We start from the raw sequence: 15819 nt of genomic DNA, 5'->3' as shown, positions 1-15819 counted from the left end.
AGGCAAGCATGACATCCGGTAATTCACATGCGGCTCAGGCCGGCTCTGCCTTGGTCATCAGCATGGTGCTTCTGTTGCTGACCACGCTGACCGCCTTGGCAGGCATCAGAACCTCCACTGGTCAGGAACGCATGGCCCACAACGTCAAGCTCAAGAACGACAGCTTCCAGGCGGCGGAAAGCGGTATGCGCCATGTCGAACAGCAGGTTCGCAGCAATACCTTGCTGCTGCCCCTGACCATCTGCAGTCAGGCCGCCTGCGAGCTGCCTGCACCGGCGCTTGATCCCGATCATCGGACAGCACCGGGCGCGGATTGGGTCGCGATACCGTCCTCGGTGGCGGGCAACGGTATGACCGCCTGGTATCGCATCGTGCGCCTCGGCGACAGCGCCATTCCCGCCAATGTGACCGCGGCTGCGCCTAGCACGCTGTACCGCATTTCGGTAGTCAGCCACAAGGGCGCCACACGGACAGTACTGGAGAGTATCTATGCCTTCACACGGATTTGAAGCCCGGCGCCTGCGCGGTGTGGCTATAGGGCTGGCGCTGGGGTTGCTAACAGCCTTGCCAGCGCAGGCCTTCAGCCCGCTGAGCGGGCCGGTGTTATCCGCCTCGGCGGTGGCGCCCAACGTGCTGGTGTTGTTCGACAACTCCTCCAGCATGGTGCTGAACTCAATCGGTGGCGAGACCCGCTTGGATATCGCCCGGGAGGTAACCAAGGACGTCATCGCTGCCAACCGGGAACTGCGTTTCGGACTGTTCACCTTTCGTCAGGCGACTGGCAACGACCGGGCTCCAGGTGGCCTGTTGCGCGTGGAAGCGGGGAATATCGCAGCAGGCTTGGGTGATGCTCGCTTCAATCAGCTCAATCAGGCGCTGGACGCGTTGGCCCCGAATACTCGCAACGATCTGACCTGGACGCCGCTCGCAGAAACCTACTACGAAATGACCCGCTACCTGCGGGGCATGCGCGCCTTTTATCCGCAGAGCCAACCCGAGTCCCAGCGCGAGCAGTTCCGAAGCCCCATTCAGTACCGCTGCCAGAAGAACTTTGGTCTGGTAGTGACTGACGGCCTGCCCACTTATGATGCCGAGTTCCCTACCACCCTGGCGCAGGAGCCAGACGGCAATAATCCCACGCTGAGCGGTGCGTTCAACCTGCCAGACTGGGATGGAGACGGTGCTGATATTACTGGCTCCGAAAGCAGTGAGGGCGGCACCTTCTACCTGGATGATATCGCCCGCTTTGCCTACGAGATCGACATGCGAACCACGGGCACCGACCAGGCCGGGCAAAGCTGGAATGATGCCCAGTTTCCCCGGCAGAGCCTGCAGACCTATACCGTGGGGTTTGCCCTGGACGATCCCCGGCTCAGGCAAACCGCCACCGCGGGAAACGGCCGCTACTTCACGGCCACCAATCGCCAGCAACTCAAGGAAGCGCTCAGCAGCGCACTGCAGGAAATCATCGCCTCGGCGGGCTCGGGTGGTGGCGCGGTTACCGACAGTCAGCAGCTCAGTGCCGGGGTCAGCCGCTATTATCAGACCCGGTTCGACCCCCAGGATTGGAGCGGCAGCCTGCATGCCTACAGCATGAATGGTACGGGTGAGCCGGATACCTTGTTGTGGTCCACCGACCAGACCTTTACTCCCGGTACGCAGGCCGGTGCATTCCAGACCTGGCGCAGTGCGCAGGGCAACTCACCGGCGGGCCCGGTGACCTTGGGTGCCAATACCTGGGCCATGCTGCCTGTTTCACAGCAGGCAGTGCTGGACGCCGAGGCGTTGCTGGCCGGCCTGACCGGCAACAATGCCGCGCAGCGTTTGCTCAATTGGGCGCGGGGGAGTGCCGATGCCGACCTGCGCCAGCGCAGCCGATTGCTGGGCGATATCATCAACTCGGCACCGGTGCTGGTGGGTGCGGGTCATCATGCTGGACGCGATCAAAGTGCCGCTTATCGTAACTACTTGCAGGACCGGCGCAACCGCATGTCCGAGGCCCTGGTGTTCGGAGCCAATGACGGCTTCCTGCGCCTGTTCGATACCAGCGGTGCGCATCTGTACTCCTACCTGCCTGCGGCCTTGCATCACACCCTGGGTACCCGCGCTCGCAGTGATTATGGTGCCGGCAATCATCACCGCTCCGGAGTGGATGGGCGGGTGGTGGTAGCTGATGCCAAGCTCGGCGCGCACTGGAGCACGCTGGCCGCCAGTGGTCTGGGCGCCGGTGGCAAGGGGCTGTTCGTCGTCCGCCTGTTCGACGCTGCCCTGGGCAGCAGCGCACGTGGCGCACTCTGGGAAGCCGACGCCAGTCAGATAGCGGCCATCGGGCATATCTATGGGCGGCCGGTCATGGCTCAATTGCACGGTCGCAGCGTGCTCATTACCGGTAACGGTTACGGCAGCGCGGCGGGGGGCGGGGCGTTGCTGATTTTCGATATGCTCACCGGTGACCTGCTCAGCCAACTGGATGTGACCGCGCGCGCAGGCTCGACGCACGGCAACGGGCTATCCGCCCCGGCGCTGCAGTTCGATGCGGCCGGCGAGGTCCGTGCGGTCTTTGCCGGCGACCTGCATGGCCAGCTGTGGAAGTTCGATCTGACTGATCCGGCCCCGGCCAACTGGGCGGTAGCTCATAACGGCACGCCTTTATTCACTGCAGCGGCAGGCCAACCGATTACGGTACAGCCGCAGCTTCATCCCGGCATGATTGGTGGTGCAGATCTGGTTCTGTTCGGCACTGGTGCCTTTATGCAGGCCGCCGACCTGACCGACACCACGGCCCAGGCATTCTATGCGGTGCTCGATATACCGACCGTACCGAGCGGCGGTCTGACACCAGCGCTGTTGCAGCAACAGCAGATCGACAGCATGTCCACCGACCCCACCAGTGGCCAGGCCGTGCGCACGGTCAGCCGCCATGCGGTGGACTGGAACTCGCGCTACGGCTGGTATCTGCCGCTGCTGCACAACGGCCAGGCTGAAGGCGAACGGGTTACCCGCGATTTCGTCATCAAGAATGGGCGCGTGCTGTTCACTACCGGGTTTATCAAGAGTGGTACCCAGGATCCCTGCATGACCCAGGCCGGCGGCTGGTTGATGGCGGTAGATCTGGGTACCGGCGGTATGCCGACCCGCGAGGTGCTGGACACCGATGGTGATGGACAGATCGATGACAATGACCTGCCGGCGGCGGGGTTGGAGCTGAACATCGGCCTGCCAGGAGATCTGAATGTTCTGGACCAAGATGAAGATGGCATGCAGACCGGCTGCAGCGGCGAGGTTTATCTGGTGCAGGGATCGAGTGACGTTGCCGTGGTGGCCGGTCGGCCCCACTGCCAGTTCAATCGCATCATGTGGCGACAACTGCAATAGGAGCGGGAAATGCAGTCCGAAACACAACAGGGGTTCACGCTGATTGAAGTAATGATCGTGGTAGTGATCATCGGCATCTTGGCGGCGATTGCCCTGCCGTCATATCAGGAGCATGTTCGCCAGACCCGGCGGGCCGAGGTCTCGGCGGTACTGCTGGAAAATGCCCAGTTGCTGGAACGTCACTACACCCGCAACGGCGGCTATGACACCGGTACGGTCAACGGGCTGATCGGCCAGAGCCCAGCCAGTGGTACGGCCGTATACACCATAGTGCCGACCCTCACACCGGAAAGCTTCATTCTGACTGCGACAGCGGTATCCGGTGGCATCATGGCGGGGGACGCCTGCGCTACCTATACCCTCAATCAGGTGGGACAGCGCACGCCAGCGGCTAGCAAATGCTGGCGGCGCTGAGCGCTCACTCGGCAGTGGGCGTGACGGGGGCCGGTTTTTCCGCCGGCAACAGCAGATTCAGCAGGATGGCTACCACTCCACAAAGGCTGATGCCCTGTAGGGTGAAATCCTGGTAACCGATGGCCATACCGCCAATGCCGAATACCAGTGTCACCGAGACGATGCACAGGTTACGCGCCTGGCTCAGGTCCACCTGATTGCGGATCAGGGTATTCATTCCGACCACGGCAATGGAGCCGAACAGCAGGCAGAGAATACCTCCCATCACCGGTACCGGCATGGTCAGCAATACGGCGCCGAACTTCTCGACGAATGCCAGGCCGATGGCGAACACCGCGGCCCAGGTCATCACTGCGGGATTGAAATTGCGCGTCAGCATGACCGCGCCGGTCACTTCCGAGTAAGTGGTATTGGGCGGGCCACCGAGGAAGGCGGCGGTGGAGGTGGCCAAGCCATCTCCCAGCAGGGTGCGTTGCAGGCCCGGCTTGCGAATATAGTCCTTGCCGGTCACCGAGCCGATCGCCAGGACGTCACCGATATGCTCGATGGCCGGGGCGATAGCGACGGGGAGCATGAACAGGATGGCCGGCAGATAGAATTCAGGGAAGACGAAGCCAGGTGTTGCGACCCACTCGGCATTGTCGACAGCGGTAAAGTCCACGACACCCAGAAACCAGGACAGGCCGTAGCCCACGGCAACGCCGGCCATGATCGGAACCAGGCGCAGCACCCCGCGGGCGTACACGGCTACGGCCAGGGTGGTGGCCAGCGACGCCATGGAGATGATCAATGCGGTGGAGTGATCCACCAATTGGATGCTGCCATCCCCGCTCTTGCCGGTAGCCATGTTCACTGCGGTGGCGGCCAGGCCCAGGCCGATGACCATGATGACCGGGCCGACCACGACCGGCGGCAGCAGCCGCTGAATGAAGCCCGGGCCGCGCAGGTGCACCAGCAGGCTCAGCAGGATGTAGGCCAGCCCGGCTACCGCCAGGCCACCCAGGGTCGCCGGTAGCCCCCAGGTCTGGTTGCTATATAGGATGGGTGCGATGAAGGCGAAGCTGGAGGCCAGAAACACTGGCACCTGACGTTGGGTGACGAACTGGAAAATCAGCGTACCGATACCGGCAGTGAACAGCGCTACGCTCGGGCTCATGCCGGTGATCAATGGCATCAACACCAACGCGCCGAATGCCACGAACAACATCTGCGAGCCGGCCAGCACACTGCGCCAGCCGGTCGTGTCCATGTTCTGCATCAATGCACGTCCTTTTGCCGAGTGCCGAAGATCTTGTCGCCCGCGTCGCCCAGACCGGGAATGATATAACCATGTTCGTTCAGGCGCTCATCCACCGAGGCGGTGAAGATCTCCACATCCGGGTGGGCGGCATTGACCCGGAGGATGCCCTCGGGAGCGGCAACCAGCACCAGGGCGCGGATCTCCTGCGCGCCCGCGCGCTTGAGCAGGTCAATGGTGGCAATCATCGAGCTGCCGGTAGCCAGCATCGGGTCGATGATCAGCGCCCGGCGCTGATGCAGTTCGCTGACCAGCTTCTCCAGATAGGTGTCCGCTTCGAGGGTCTGTTCATTGCGCACCATGCCGATCACGCTGACCTTGGCACTGGGGATCAGACTGAGCACGCCGTCGAGCATGCCGAGGCCGGCACGTAGAATAGGCACCACGGTGATCTTCTTGCCCGCCAGCTTCTCCACGCTGACCTCGCCGCACCAGCCATTGATGGTCTGCGGCTCGACAGGCATGTCCTTGGTCGCTTCGTAGGTCAGCAGCGCGGCGACTTCCTGGGCCAGTTCACGAAAATTCTTGGTGCTGATATCGGCGCGGCGCATCAGGCCGAGTTTATGGCGGATGAGGGGGTGGCGGATTTCTTGAATCTTCATCGACAGGTTCCAGGCGGCGGCTAAATGGCATTCAACATGTTCGAAAAGGCGCAAGTGCGACTATTTTCGAAATTGCGTAAAGGGTAAACGAATGTTTTATGCTGGTCATCCGATTCTCTGCGGTCATTCGGCAGATTGCTTGCGTTGCTGGCACCGCTGCAGTATTTTCGCTCCCTTTTTCAAGCCGCCCCCGGAGGTTTTGCATGCCCATCGATCTTGACCACGTCAAGCAGGTCATGAAAGAAGCAGATTGTCTGTACAACCAGCAGCAGATCGAAGCCGCTATGGATAGCATGGCCGCCGATATCACCCAGACCCTGCAGGACAGCAACCCGATCGTCTATAGCGTGATGAATGGTGGGCTGATCATCGCCGGACAACTGCTGACTCGCCTCAATTTTCCGATGGAAGTCGGCTACCTGCACGCGACCCGTTACCGCAACAAGCTGTCCGGTGGCGAGCTGTTCTGGAAGGCGCGTGCCGAGCATTCCCTGGTCGGGCGCAGTGTGCTGATCATCGATGACATTCTTGATGAAGGCCATACCCTGGCGGCAATCGTCGAATATTGCCGCGATGCTGGTGCTGAACAGGTATTGACCTGCGTATTGCTGGACAAGCGCCATGACCGCAAGGCCTATGAAGGCATGCGTGCCGACTTCACCGGCCTGGATGTCGAGGATCGTTATCTGTTCGGCTTCGGCCTCGACTATAAGGGTTACTGGCGCAACGCCGCAGGGATCTACGCGCTGAAGGATCACTGATCAGCCCGGCGCAGCCGCCGCCAATCGTTGCCGGATCATTTGCGCTGCCCGTTGCGGGGTGGCTGCAAAGGTACGCAGACCCCGGCTGGCGCTGAGTCCGGCGCGTTTTAGCTTGAGCCGGATCGGTGCCCGAACGCCCACCAGATAGACTGCTATGCCCCGGTCGGTGAGTCCTTGCACCGCCTTCTCGAACAGTACCAGGGCACTCATATCCATACTTGGCACGCTGCGCATATCGATTACCACATAGCGGGTCTGCGGATCGAAGCGACTGATGGCGTCGAGCGCCTTGTCGGCGGCGGCGAAGAACAGCGGGCCATGAATGCGGTACAGCACAACACTATCCGGCAGATCGGCTAATGCCTGATCATGGGCGCGGGGTTGTGCGCCGCCTTCGCTCAGATCCGCCATGCGCTTGATGAACAGCGCCGCAGCCAGCAACAATCCCACACCGACCGCCAGCACCATATCGAACAGTACAGTCAGCAGCAGGCAGATGACCAGCACCAGCACGTCCTGGCGCGGACCGGTGCGCAGCAGGTGCAGCACCCGCGGCGCCTCGCTCATGTTCCAGGCGACGATCAACAGCATGGCTGCCAGCGACGCCATGGGTAGCCAGGCAAAGAGTTTGCCCAGCAACACCACCGCCAGCAGGATGACCAGCGCATGCACCACCCCGGCGATGGGAGAAAAGGCGCCGTTGCGTACGCTGGTGGCGGTGCGGGCAATCGCTGCAGTGGCGGTGATGCCACCGAAAAAGGGCACAACCAGGTTACCCAGGCCCTGGCCTACCAGTTCCGCGTTTGGATCGTGCCGGGTATTGGCCATGCCATCGGCAACCAGCGCGCACAACAGCGACTCGATGGCACCCAGCATGGCCACCGCCAGGGCCGAAGGCAGCAGTTGCTGCAGCAGAGCGAAGTTCACTACCAGCGGTTGACCATCGGCCCCGGGCAGTTGCCAGGGCAGCACCCACTGTGGCGCAAAGGGCGGAATGCCTGCATGGATAACGCCATCGAGCTCATAGCTGAATCGCGCCCCGAGGGTGGCCACCGGCACATCCATGGCCAGCAGCAGCGCACCCAGCAGGCTGCCGACGAGCAGGGCGACCAGGTGGCCGGGAATGCGCCGGGTCAGCCGTGGCCAGAAGATCAGCACCAGCAGGGTCGCGACGCCGACCAAGGTGTCGCCCGGTTGCAGCGAGGGCAGGGCGGTGATCAGCAGTTGCCACTGTTCAAGATAATGGCTGGGTTGTGCCGCCAGCTGCAGGCCGAAGAAATCCTTGATCTGCAAGGTGGCAATCACCACCCCGATCCCGGCGGTAAACCCCATGACCACCGGATAGGGCACGAATTGAATCAAGCTGCCCAGGCGTGCCAGCCCCAGTATCAGCAGAATCAGCCCGGCCATCAGCGTTACCAGCAGCAAACCACCCAAGCCGTACTGTTGGGTGATCGGCAGCAGGATTACCACGAAGGCGGCGGTCGGCCCGGAAATATTGAAACGCGAGCCGCCGCACAGCGCGATGAGCAGGCCGCCGACAATACCGGTATACAAACCATGTTGCGGCGCCACCCCTACCGCAATGGCCAATGCCATCGCCAGGGGGATTGCGATGATGCCGACGGTGATGCCGGCCAATACATCGCTGCGAAAACGAGCAAGAGAATACCCTTGCCGGAAGCTGTCGCGTAGCGCGACAAACAGCGGCAATCTGAACGAACGGCTGGTCATGATCTTTCCCATGTTGACAACGCGGGGGGCGGCTGCCACAACAGATCTTTCTGTCTGCTCGGGAAGCTGTCCCATGAAAATCGGCACCAAGGTATTGACCAGCATACTCCTCGGCACCCTCGCAAGTGTAGTGGCGGCCGCTTCGTCGCCTCTGCCCCATGAAGACTTCATGCCGCCGGATCGCTATGCCGCACGGCAGGACCGTCCAGAGCAGATGTTGCTGGAAGTGGACAACTACCGGCTGACCATCGCCAGCGAATCCCGTCAGGCCGGTACCGGCCGCACGCAGGAAAGCAGCCTCTGGCTGTTTATCGCAGGTCGTTCATTGTTGCGTGGCAGCCAACTGGACAGTGTGCGGGTCGGCTTTATCGACGGCCCCGGCTCACTGCCCCCGGCGCGGCACGAGGCGGCGACTCAGACCCTGACGATGTATTATCCGTTGAGCTACCTGGATACGGTGCGCGGTCTGCTTGAGGGCCCCGGTCCGCATTTCGTGCAGGTCCGCTTTTATGGCAATGGAACGGTATGGGCGGATATCCACGCCGGACCGATCACTGTCAGATGAAAAAGGGCCGGGGAGGCTGCGGTGCTGGTGGCCGCGCGGCCGGATGGTTACAATTCGGGCTTTCCGGATCAGATTGAGGAACTATCGTGCGCAAAGACAAGAAAAAGGTGGTTGGCGAGCCCATGAGTGATGAGCAGGTCGCCGTCTTCATGACCTTTCGTCCCCGTGATGCTGGCGAGTCCGTCGACCTGTACATGTTGACGCGCGCCTATCGTGGCTTGCGTGCCCATGACTTCGCGCGCTTTTTAGAGATGTTCCAGGCCGCTGGCCATGACGTGAATGCCGTTGATGCCGACGGTCGCACCATGCTGCAGATCCTGCGCGAACATGCCCAGGCCGAGGAATACGTCGCGGCACTGGAAGCTGTCGGGGCACGCGCCATTGACTGATGCCATGCGCATTGGATCGGCAAGTCAGGTTCATTCATCTCAGATCTATCCATCCCTCGCTGAAGGAGTGCAAGCATGTTGAAACGTCTGGGTTTCCTGGCGGTAGCGGGACTGGCCGTGGTGTTATCCGGCTGTGCCCATAGTCCGCAGCAATTGAACGTCACGCCGAGCGTGACCATCCCCCTGAGCCAAGTGGCCCGACAGCAGCCGGTGGTGGTCACGGTAAAGGACGGCCGATCCTCACCGGTATTGGGCACGCGCGGCGGCCTGTATCCGGACTCCAGCAATCTGACTATCAGCGAGCAGACGATGCCGCATGTGCGTCAGCAGGTGGAGCAGGCGCTCGGTAAGCTGGGTTTTCAGGTGGTAGCCGAAGGCACGCCCAATGCCAACAGCATGATGGTGAGCCTGGCGGATCTGTCCTACGTCTCGCCGAAGGAAGGGGTGTACGTGACCCAGGCGGATATCGGCGCGGCATTTGCCGTTGAAGTCCGTTCGATGAACCAGCGCTATAACGGCCGTTACAGCGCGTCAGCTCAGCACCGCTTCGGTTATGCGCCGAATCAGGCGACCAATACCCGGCTGGTTACCGAAGTGATGAGCGATGCCCTGTCGCGCATCTTCAAGGATCCGGAAGTCATCCGCATCCTGCAGCAGTAATCCCGCCGTTTACAGCGGGCCGTTATGACGGCCCGCTGTCACCTTCTTACTCTTCCTTGGAATCGTGCGGCGTCTGCAGCATCTCGTCATGCTCGGCCATGTTCCAGGGCAGCACGCCCGGCGTCAGGTGCAGGAAATGCAGGTACTTCTCGAAGTGATCGAGAATGTCACCGATGAGCTCCTGCTGATCGTAGCCATAGACGTCATAGGCCTGGCCACCGCGGCGCAGGAACACCTCGGCCCGGTAGTAATAGCTGTCATCCGCCGCGGTTTCCTCGACCTCTGGATGGGCGAAGGCCGGGCGCAGATAGTCGCGCAGCCGGATCTCGTAGAGGAAGTCCAGTTGCTCCGGCACAATCACTTCCAGATATGCGCGCCGATGCTCTTCGTCATAGTGCACCTCCGCCGGCCAGGATTGGGCCTGCAACCCTTTGGCGACACGGATCATCGCCGTCAGCGCGGTGTCCTTGATAAACAGCTCGACTGCATCCTTTTCCGGGTAGTTGACGATACCGGCCAGGCGCTTCTTCCATAGCGATGTGTTGCTGCCAGTACTGCTGCGGCCTGGTTGCATGCCGGCGCTGACAGTCTGATGGTGGCTTTCGATCACCAGTGCCCGCCACATGCCCAAGGCCGAGATCAGCATGATGATGGCGAAGGGCAGGGCGCTGGCTACTGCCATGCTCTGCAAGGCCTTGAGCCCGCCGGCCACCAGCAGTACCGAAGCCAGAACGCCACTGAGAATGGCCCAGAAACCGCGCTGCCATGCCGGTGTGGCCAGCGCCCCGCCGGAGGCCAGCGAGTCGACCACCAGTGCACCGGAGTCGGCCGAGGTGACGAAGAACAGCGTGATCAGCACCACGGTGATGGTGGAAATGATAGCGGTCAGCGGCAATTGCTCGAACAGTTTGAACAGGGCAATGGCGTTATCCGCCTGTACCTGGTCGATCAGCTCGGAATAGCCCTGGTTGATGATCAGGTGTAGCGCAGTATCGCCGAATACAGAGAACCAGAAGAAGGTGAAGATGGTGGGGACCAGCATCACCCCGAAGACAAATTGGCGAATGGTCCGCCCGCGGCTGATCTTGGCGATGAACAACCCGACGAAGGGGGCCCAGGCGATGGTCCAGCCGAAGATGAACAGCGTCCAGTTGCCGATCCAGTCACTGCGCGAATAGGCCTGCAGATTGAAGGTCCGTTCGACGATGTTGTTCAGATAGCTGCCGGTGTTCTGCAGGAAGGTTTCCAGAATGAAGATGGTCGGCCCGACGAAGAACACGAACAGCATCAACCCGGTGGCCGTTACCATGTTGACCAGGGCCAGGTTCTTGATGCCCCGGTCCATGCCAGCGACCACCGAGCCCATGGTCAGCACGGTGATGCCCGCGATGCAGGCGACCTGAACGCCGGTGCTCACGGGAATCGCCGGCCACAGATAATTGAGCCCGGCGTTGATCTGCGCCACCGACAGCCCGAGTGTGGTGGCAATGCCGAACATGGTGCCGAGAATCGCGAAGGTATCCACCGCATGGCCAATCGGTCCATGGATGCGCTCGCCGATCAGCGGATACAGCGCTGAGCGGATCGACAGCGGCAGACCATGACGGAAGGAAAAGTACGCCAGAACCAGTCCGGTCAGCCCGTAGATCGCCCAGATATGAAAGCCCCAGTGGAAGAAAGCGATCTGCATTGCCTGTTTGGCTGCATCTACGGTGAGCCCTTCGGCACCTTCCGGCGGCTCGGCGTAATGCAGCACCGGCTCGGCCACGCCGAAGAACAACAGGGCAATACCATAGCCGGCGGAAAACAGCATGGCGAACCACGCCGGGAAACTGTATTGCGGCTCGGCATGATCCGGCCCGAGCTTGATATGTCCCCATTTGCTCATCGCCACGATCACGATGAACACCAGGAAGATTGCTACCGACAGCATGTAGAACCAGCCGAAGGTATTGGTGATGTAGCCCAGCACCGAAGAAAACAGCTCTCCTGCCAGTTCGGGTTGGCTGGCAGTACCGATGACCAGTAGCAGGATGAAGAAGAACGCCGGAATGAAGACCGGCAACAGGATGGTGGTATTCCAGAGGCGGGGTCTGGTTGTTTCCGGCATGTGGGGAAGGCTCCTTTGCCTGGATGCGCAGCTTGTGCCGCGGTGTCTGGAGACGGCTTGCCGAAGTATAGCAGCCGCTCTGGACGTCAGGATTCGAGGGTGTCGCAGGTCTCTACCCGGACGCGGGCGATGCCGGCGCGCAGCATGCCCAGTTCCTTGGCGGCGGCGAGCGACACATCGATGATGCGGCTGCCCACGAAGGGGCCACGATCATTGACACGCACGGCGGTGCTACGGCCATTGAACAGGTTGGTGATGCACAGCTGGGTGTCGAACGGCAGGCTGGGGTGCGCTGCCGTCATCGATGTTTCATCGTAGGGTTCGCCGCTGGCGGTACGTCGACCATGCAGGCGGGAGGAATAGTAGGATGCGCGGCCCTCGGCGCTGTAGCTCAGGCCGCCATCCTCATCGTTGAGACTGTCGCCGACGGCGGCGTAGCCGGACATCGACAGCAGGGCCGCCAGCGCCATCTGGCTCAGCCACACCGACTTGTTGCCGGTGCGGCCGGGGCGGGCACGACCTGAGCGCTGGCTAGCCATCGGGTTAGCCATCCAGCTTCTGCTTCAACAACTGGTTGACCTGCTGCGGGTTGGCCTTGCCTTTCGAGGCCTTCATCGCCTGACCGACGAAGAAACCGAACATCTTGCCGCGCTTGGCTTCATCGCTGGCGCGATACTGCTCGACCTGGTCGGCATTGGCCGCCAGCACGTCATCCAGCATGGCCTCGATAGCACCGCTGTCGGTGACCTGTTTCAGGCCTTTGGCTTCGATGATCTGGTCGGCATCGCCTTCGCCATCGGCCATGGCTTCGAACACCATCTTGGCGATCTTGCCGGAGATGGTGTTGTCCTTGATCCGCAGGATCATGCCCCCCAACTGGCTGGCGCTGACCGGCGACTGATCGATCTCGATGTCGGATTTGTTGAGCAGGCTGGACAGCTCGCCCATCACCCAGTTGGCGGCCAGCTTGGCATCGCCACAGACGCGCTGCACTTCCTCGAAGTAGTCAGCCAGCTCGCGGCTGGCGGCCAGGACACTGGCATCGTAGGCCGACAGGCCGAATTCGCTCTGGAAACGCTCGCGCTTCTGCTGCGGCAGTTCTGGCAGCTCGCCGCGCACGGTCTCGATGAAGGCCGGCTCGATGACCACCGGCAGCAGGTCCGGATCGGGGAAGTAGCGGTAATCGTTGGCTTCTTCCTTGCTGCGCATGGAGCGCGTCTCGTCCTTGTTCGGGTCGTACAGACGGGTTTCCTGAATCACCGTGCCGCCGTCCTCGATCAGCTCGATCTGCCGCTGCACCTCGGTATTGATCGCCTTCTCGATGAAGCGGAAGGAGTTGACGTTCTTGATCTCGCAGCGGGTACCGAACTCGGCCTGGCCCTTGGGCCGTACCGACACGTTGCAGTCGCAGCGCAGCGAGCCTTCGGCCATGTTGCCATCACAGATGCCCAGATAACGCACCAGCGAGTGAATGGTCTTGGCGTAGGCGACCGCTTCCTTGGCGCTGCGCATGTCCGGTTCGGAGACGATTTCCAGCAGCGGGGTGCCGGCGCGGTTCAGGTCGATGCCGCTCATGCCCTGGAAGTCTTCATGCAGGCTTTTGCCGGCATCTTCCTCCAGGTGCGCGCGGGTCACGCCCACGCGCTTGACGGTGCCGTCGTCCAGGGTGATGTCGAGAAAGCCCTTGCCGACGATGGGCAGGTCCATCTGGCTGATCTGGTAGCCCTTGGGCAGGTCGGGATAGAAGTAGTTCTTGCGCGCGAAGACGTTGGTCATGCCGATCTCGGCATCGATCGCCAGGCCGAACTTGACCGCATTGCGCACCGCCTGGGCGTTGAGCACCGGCAGGGTACCGGGCATGCCCAGATCAATCAGGCTGGCCTGGGTGTTGGGTTCGGCGCCGAAGCTGGTGGCGCTGCCCGAGAAGATCTTCGAGGCGGTGGTGAGCTGGGCATGAATTTCCAGCCCGATAACGATTTCCCATTGCATGATCTGTCCTCAATCCTCTCAGATGCCGGCCGGAGCGCGGGTGTGCCAGTCGGTGTGCTGCTGGTACTGATGCGCAACATTCAGCAGGCGGGCCTCGCTGAAATAAGGGCCCAGCAGCTGCATGCCGATCGGCAGGTCGCCAGCGAAGCCGGCCGGCAGGGCGATGCCCGGTACGCCGGCGAGGTTGGCGGTGATGGTATAGATATCGGTCAGATACAGACTCACCGGATCGTCGATCTTCTCGCCAATACGAAACGCCGGAGTGGGCGAGGTCGGGCACAGGATGACATCCACCTGCTCGTAGGCGGCCATGAAGTCGTTCTTGATCAGCCGCCGAACCTTCTGCGCCTGCAGATAGTAGGCATCGTAGTAACCCGCAGACAGCGCATAGGCGCCGACCATGATGCGGCGCTTGACCTCGTCACCGAAGCCCTCGGCGCGCGAACGCTTGTACAGGTCGGTCAGATCCGCCGGGTTCTCGCAGCGGTAGCCGAAACGCACGCCATCGAAACGTGACAGGTTGGAGGAGGCTTCCGCCGGGGCAATGATGTAGTAGGCCGGGATGGCCAGCTCGGCATTGGGCAGGCTGATGTCCTTGATCTCGGCGCCCAGGGCCTGGAACTGCTTGACCGCGGCGGCAATGGCGTCGGCGGTGGCGGTATCCAGTCCACTGGCGAAGTATTCCTTCGGCAGACCGATGCGCAGCCCGTTGAGGGGCTGGTTGAGCTCGGCGCTGTAATCCGGCACGGGCTCGTCGACACTGGTGGAGTCACGCTCATCGAAGCCGGCCATGGCCTGCAGCAGCAGGGCGCAGTCTTCGGCGGTGCGGGCCATCGGGCCGGCCTGATCCAGGCTGGACGCATAGGCGATCATGCCCCAGCGCGAAATCCGACCATAGGTCGGCTTGAGACCGGTCAGTGCGGTGTAGCCGGCCGGCTGGCGGATCGAGCCGCCGGTATCGGTGCCGGTCGCCGCCGCACACAGCCGCGCCGCCACGGCAGCGGCCGAGCCGCCGGAGGAGCCGCCGGGTACATGTTCGGTATTCCACGGATTGCGCACTGCACCGTAATAGCTGGATTCGTTGGACGAACCCATGGCGAATTCGTCCATGTTGGTCTTGCCCAGGGTCACGGTGCCGGCGGCCAGCAGCCGGGCGGTGACGGTGGACTCATACGGTGCGATGAAGTTGTCGAGCATCTTCGAGCCGCAGCTGGTGCGTATGCCCTGGGTACAGAACAGATCCTTGTGCGCCAGCGGGATGCCGGTCAGCGGACCGGCGTCACCGGCCGCCAGGCGTGCATCGGCGACACGCGCCTGCTCCAGCGCCAGTTCCGGGGTGACAGTGATATAGCTGTTGAGCGCACCATCGAACTGCTCGATGCGCTTGAGGTAGTGTTCGGTCAGCTCGACGCTGGAAATCGCCTTGCTGTGCAGGGCTTGGGACAAGCCGGCGAGGGTTTTCTCATGCATGTAATTTGTCTCGTTTCAATGCGCGGCAGCAGGGTTCGATATCACTCGATGACCCGGGGTACCAGATACAGGCCCTGTTCGGTAGCCGGCGCAATGGCTTGCAGCGCGTCGCGCTGATTGATTTCGGTGACCGCATCGGTGCGCAGCCGCTGGGTGGTTTCCAGTGGATGGGCGAGCGGCTCGACGCCGCTGGTGTCAACGGCCTGCAATTGATCGATCAAGCCCATGATGCCGGCCAGCTTGTCAGTGGTGGCGGTAATGTCGTCGCCGTGGAGGGCAATGCGCGCAAGATGGGCAATCTGTTCCACGTCAGAGCGGTCTAGGGCCATGTGTTTTCTCCATGAAGCCGGACGATCCGGTGTTATATGCCGATGTTGCCGGGCAAAGGGACGAATTTACCACATCCGCGCCTTGCCCAAAAACCCCGCCATTGTTAGAGTTGCGACACTTCGG

15 protein-coding genes are annotated in these 15819 nt (G+C 61.9%); 7 read left to right on the top strand and 8 right to left on the bottom strand.

Going from position 1 to position 15819, the window contains the following annotated elements; genetic code table 11:
• The first annotated feature begins 8 nt into the window (after positions 1–8).
• Genes DHB74_RS13745 through DHB74_RS13735 form a run of 3 tightly spaced genes read left to right on the top strand, consistent with a single transcriptional unit; the run spans position 9 to position 3789 of the window.
• The gene (locus DHB74_RS13745; protein WP_136870154.1) at positions 9–509 is read left to right on the top strand and encodes a pilus assembly PilX family protein; all 501 of its coding nucleotides are present in this window, start codon (positions 9–11) and stop codon (positions 507–509) included.
• Positions 490–3375: a PilC/PilY family type IV pilus protein gene (locus tag DHB74_RS13740; protein WP_499161735.1), complete on the top strand. Its 2886-nt coding sequence runs from the start codon at positions 490–492 to the stop codon at positions 3373–3375. The genes DHB74_RS13745 and DHB74_RS13740 overlap by 20 nt, the downstream gene beginning before the upstream one ends.
• A 9-nt stretch (positions 3376–3384) precedes the next feature.
• Entirely contained in the window at positions 3385–3789 is a 405-nt protein-coding gene (locus DHB74_RS13735) for a type IV pilin protein (RefSeq protein WP_036992944.1), read from the top strand.
• Between the two features lie 4 nt (positions 3790–3793).
• On the opposite strand, the gene DHB74_RS13730 is transcribed toward DHB74_RS13735, so the two are convergent.
• Together DHB74_RS13730 and upp are read right to left on the bottom strand one after the other, a co-directional pair.
• Positions 3794–5047: a uracil-xanthine permease family protein gene (locus tag DHB74_RS13730; protein ID WP_136870152.1), complete on the bottom strand. Its 1254-nt coding sequence runs from the start codon at positions 5045–5047 to the stop codon at positions 3794–3796.
• On the bottom strand, positions 5047–5688 hold the full coding sequence (upp, locus tag DHB74_RS13725) for a uracil phosphoribosyltransferase (RefSeq protein ID WP_036992942.1): 642 nt from the start codon (positions 5686–5688) through the stop codon (positions 5047–5049). The genes DHB74_RS13730 and upp overlap by 1 nt, the downstream gene beginning before the upstream one ends.
• A 203-nt stretch (positions 5689–5891) precedes the next feature.
• Here upp and DHB74_RS13720 point away from each other — a divergent pair, with 203 nt between their 5' ends.
• Positions 5892–6449, top strand: a complete 558-nt coding sequence (locus tag DHB74_RS13720; protein ID WP_036992941.1) for a hypoxanthine-guanine phosphoribosyltransferase — start codon at positions 5892–5894, stop codon at positions 6447–6449.
• Here the strand turns inward: DHB74_RS13720 and dauA are convergent, their stop codons facing one another.
• Positions 6450–8183, bottom strand: a complete 1734-nt coding sequence (dauA, locus tag DHB74_RS13715; RefSeq protein WP_136870151.1) for a C4-dicarboxylic acid transporter DauA — start codon at positions 8181–8183, stop codon at positions 6450–6452. It lies immediately after the preceding gene.
• A 73-nt stretch (positions 8184–8256) separates the two neighbouring features.
• Between dauA and DHB74_RS13710 the strand changes: the two genes are divergently transcribed.
• From DHB74_RS13710 to DHB74_RS13700, 3 genes are all read left to right on the top strand, one after another.
• Positions 8257–8748 carry a hypothetical protein gene (locus DHB74_RS13710; protein ID WP_036992939.1) on the top strand — a complete coding sequence of 164 codons (492 nt, stop codon included), beginning with the start codon at positions 8257–8259 and terminating at the stop codon, positions 8746–8748.
• Between the two features lie 86 nt (positions 8749–8834).
• Complete coding sequence (locus DHB74_RS13705) at positions 8835–9137, top strand: PA4642 family protein (protein ID WP_036992938.1); 303 nt, start codon at positions 8835–8837, stop codon at positions 9135–9137.
• A gap of 75 nt (positions 9138–9212) precedes the next feature.
• Positions 9213–9797, top strand: a complete 585-nt coding sequence (locus DHB74_RS13700) for a YajG family lipoprotein (protein ID WP_136870150.1) — start codon at positions 9213–9215, stop codon at positions 9795–9797.
• A 46-nt stretch (positions 9798–9843) separates the two neighbouring features.
• On the opposite strand, the gene DHB74_RS13695 is transcribed toward DHB74_RS13700, so the two are convergent.
• From DHB74_RS13695 to gatC, 5 genes are all read right to left on the bottom strand, one after another.
• Complete coding sequence (locus DHB74_RS13695) at positions 9844–11907, bottom strand: BCCT family transporter (protein ID WP_051611379.1); 2064 nt, start codon at positions 11905–11907, stop codon at positions 9844–9846.
• 86 nt (positions 11908–11993) lie between these two features.
• Entirely contained in the window at positions 11994–12458 is a 465-nt protein-coding gene (locus tag DHB74_RS13690; RefSeq protein WP_235818300.1) for a septal ring lytic transglycosylase RlpA family protein, read from the bottom strand.
• The gene (gene gatB / locus DHB74_RS13685) at positions 12451–13896 is read right to left on the bottom strand and encodes an Asp-tRNA(Asn)/Glu-tRNA(Gln) amidotransferase subunit GatB (protein WP_036992936.1); all 1446 of its coding nucleotides are present in this window, start codon (positions 13894–13896) and stop codon (positions 12451–12453) included. The genes DHB74_RS13690 and gatB overlap by 8 nt, the downstream gene beginning before the upstream one ends.
• An 18-nt stretch (positions 13897–13914) precedes the next feature.
• The gene (gene gatA, locus DHB74_RS13680) at positions 13915–15366 is read right to left on the bottom strand and encodes an Asp-tRNA(Asn)/Glu-tRNA(Gln) amidotransferase subunit GatA (RefSeq protein ID WP_136870148.1); all 1452 of its coding nucleotides are present in this window, start codon (positions 15364–15366) and stop codon (positions 13915–13917) included.
• Between the two features lie 41 nt (positions 15367–15407).
• Complete coding sequence (gene gatC / locus DHB74_RS13675; RefSeq protein WP_036992930.1) at positions 15408–15695, bottom strand: Asp-tRNA(Asn)/Glu-tRNA(Gln) amidotransferase subunit GatC; 288 nt, start codon at positions 15693–15695, stop codon at positions 15408–15410.
• Positions 15696–15819: the final 124 nt, after the last annotated feature.

Origin of the sequence: Pseudomonas sp. G11-1 (assembly GCF_024031555.1) — a bacterium.
Taxonomy (GTDB): Bacteria; Pseudomonadota; Gammaproteobacteria; order Pseudomonadales; family Pseudomonadaceae; genus Halopseudomonas; species Halopseudomonas bauzanensis.
The sequence above is the reverse complement of the archived record's forward strand: the minus strand, read 5'-3'. Positions and strand labels throughout refer to the sequence as shown.

Bases quoted from the DNA above. Each gene is read 5' to 3' on its own strand.
- DHB74_RS13745 (WP_136870154.1), top strand. From the start codon at position 9: ATGACATCCGGTAATTCACATGCGGCTCAGGCCGGCTCTGCCTTGGTC.
- DHB74_RS13740 (WP_499161735.1), top strand. From the start codon at position 490: ATGCCTTCACACGGATTTGAAGCCCGGCGCCTGCGCGGTGTGGCTATA.
- DHB74_RS13735 (WP_036992944.1), top strand. From the start codon at position 3,385: ATGCAGTCCGAAACACAACAGGGGTTCACGCTGATTGAAGTAATGATC.
- DHB74_RS13730 (WP_136870152.1), bottom strand. From the start codon at position 5,047: ATGCAGAACATGGACACGACCGGCTGGCGCAGTGTGCTGGCCGGCTCG.
- upp (WP_036992942.1), bottom strand. From the start codon at position 5,688: ATGAAGATTCAAGAAATCCGCCACCCCCTCATCCGCCATAAACTCGGC.
- DHB74_RS13720 (WP_036992941.1), top strand. From the start codon at position 5,892: ATGCCCATCGATCTTGACCACGTCAAGCAGGTCATGAAAGAAGCAGAT.
- dauA (WP_136870151.1), bottom strand. From the start codon at position 8,183: ATGACCAGCCGTTCGTTCAGATTGCCGCTGTTTGTCGCGCTACGCGAC.
- DHB74_RS13710 (WP_036992939.1), top strand. From the start codon at position 8,257: ATGAAAATCGGCACCAAGGTATTGACCAGCATACTCCTCGGCACCCTC.
- DHB74_RS13700 (WP_136870150.1), top strand. From the start codon at position 9,213: ATGTTGAAACGTCTGGGTTTCCTGGCGGTAGCGGGACTGGCCGTGGTG.
- DHB74_RS13695 (WP_051611379.1), bottom strand. From the start codon at position 11,907: ATGCCGGAAACAACCAGACCCCGCCTCTGGAATACCACCATCCTGTTG.
- DHB74_RS13690 (WP_235818300.1), bottom strand. From the start codon at position 12,458: ATGGCTAACCCGATGGCTAGCCAGCGCTCAGGTCGTGCCCGCCCCGGC.
- gatB (WP_036992936.1), bottom strand. From the start codon at position 13,896: ATGCAATGGGAAATCGTTATCGGGCTGGAAATTCATGCCCAGCTCACC.
- gatA (WP_136870148.1), bottom strand. From the start codon at position 15,366: ATGCATGAGAAAACCCTCGCCGGCTTGTCCCAAGCCCTGCACAGCAAG.
- gatC (WP_036992930.1), bottom strand. From the start codon at position 15,695: ATGGCCCTAGACCGCTCTGACGTGGAACAGATTGCCCATCTTGCGCGC.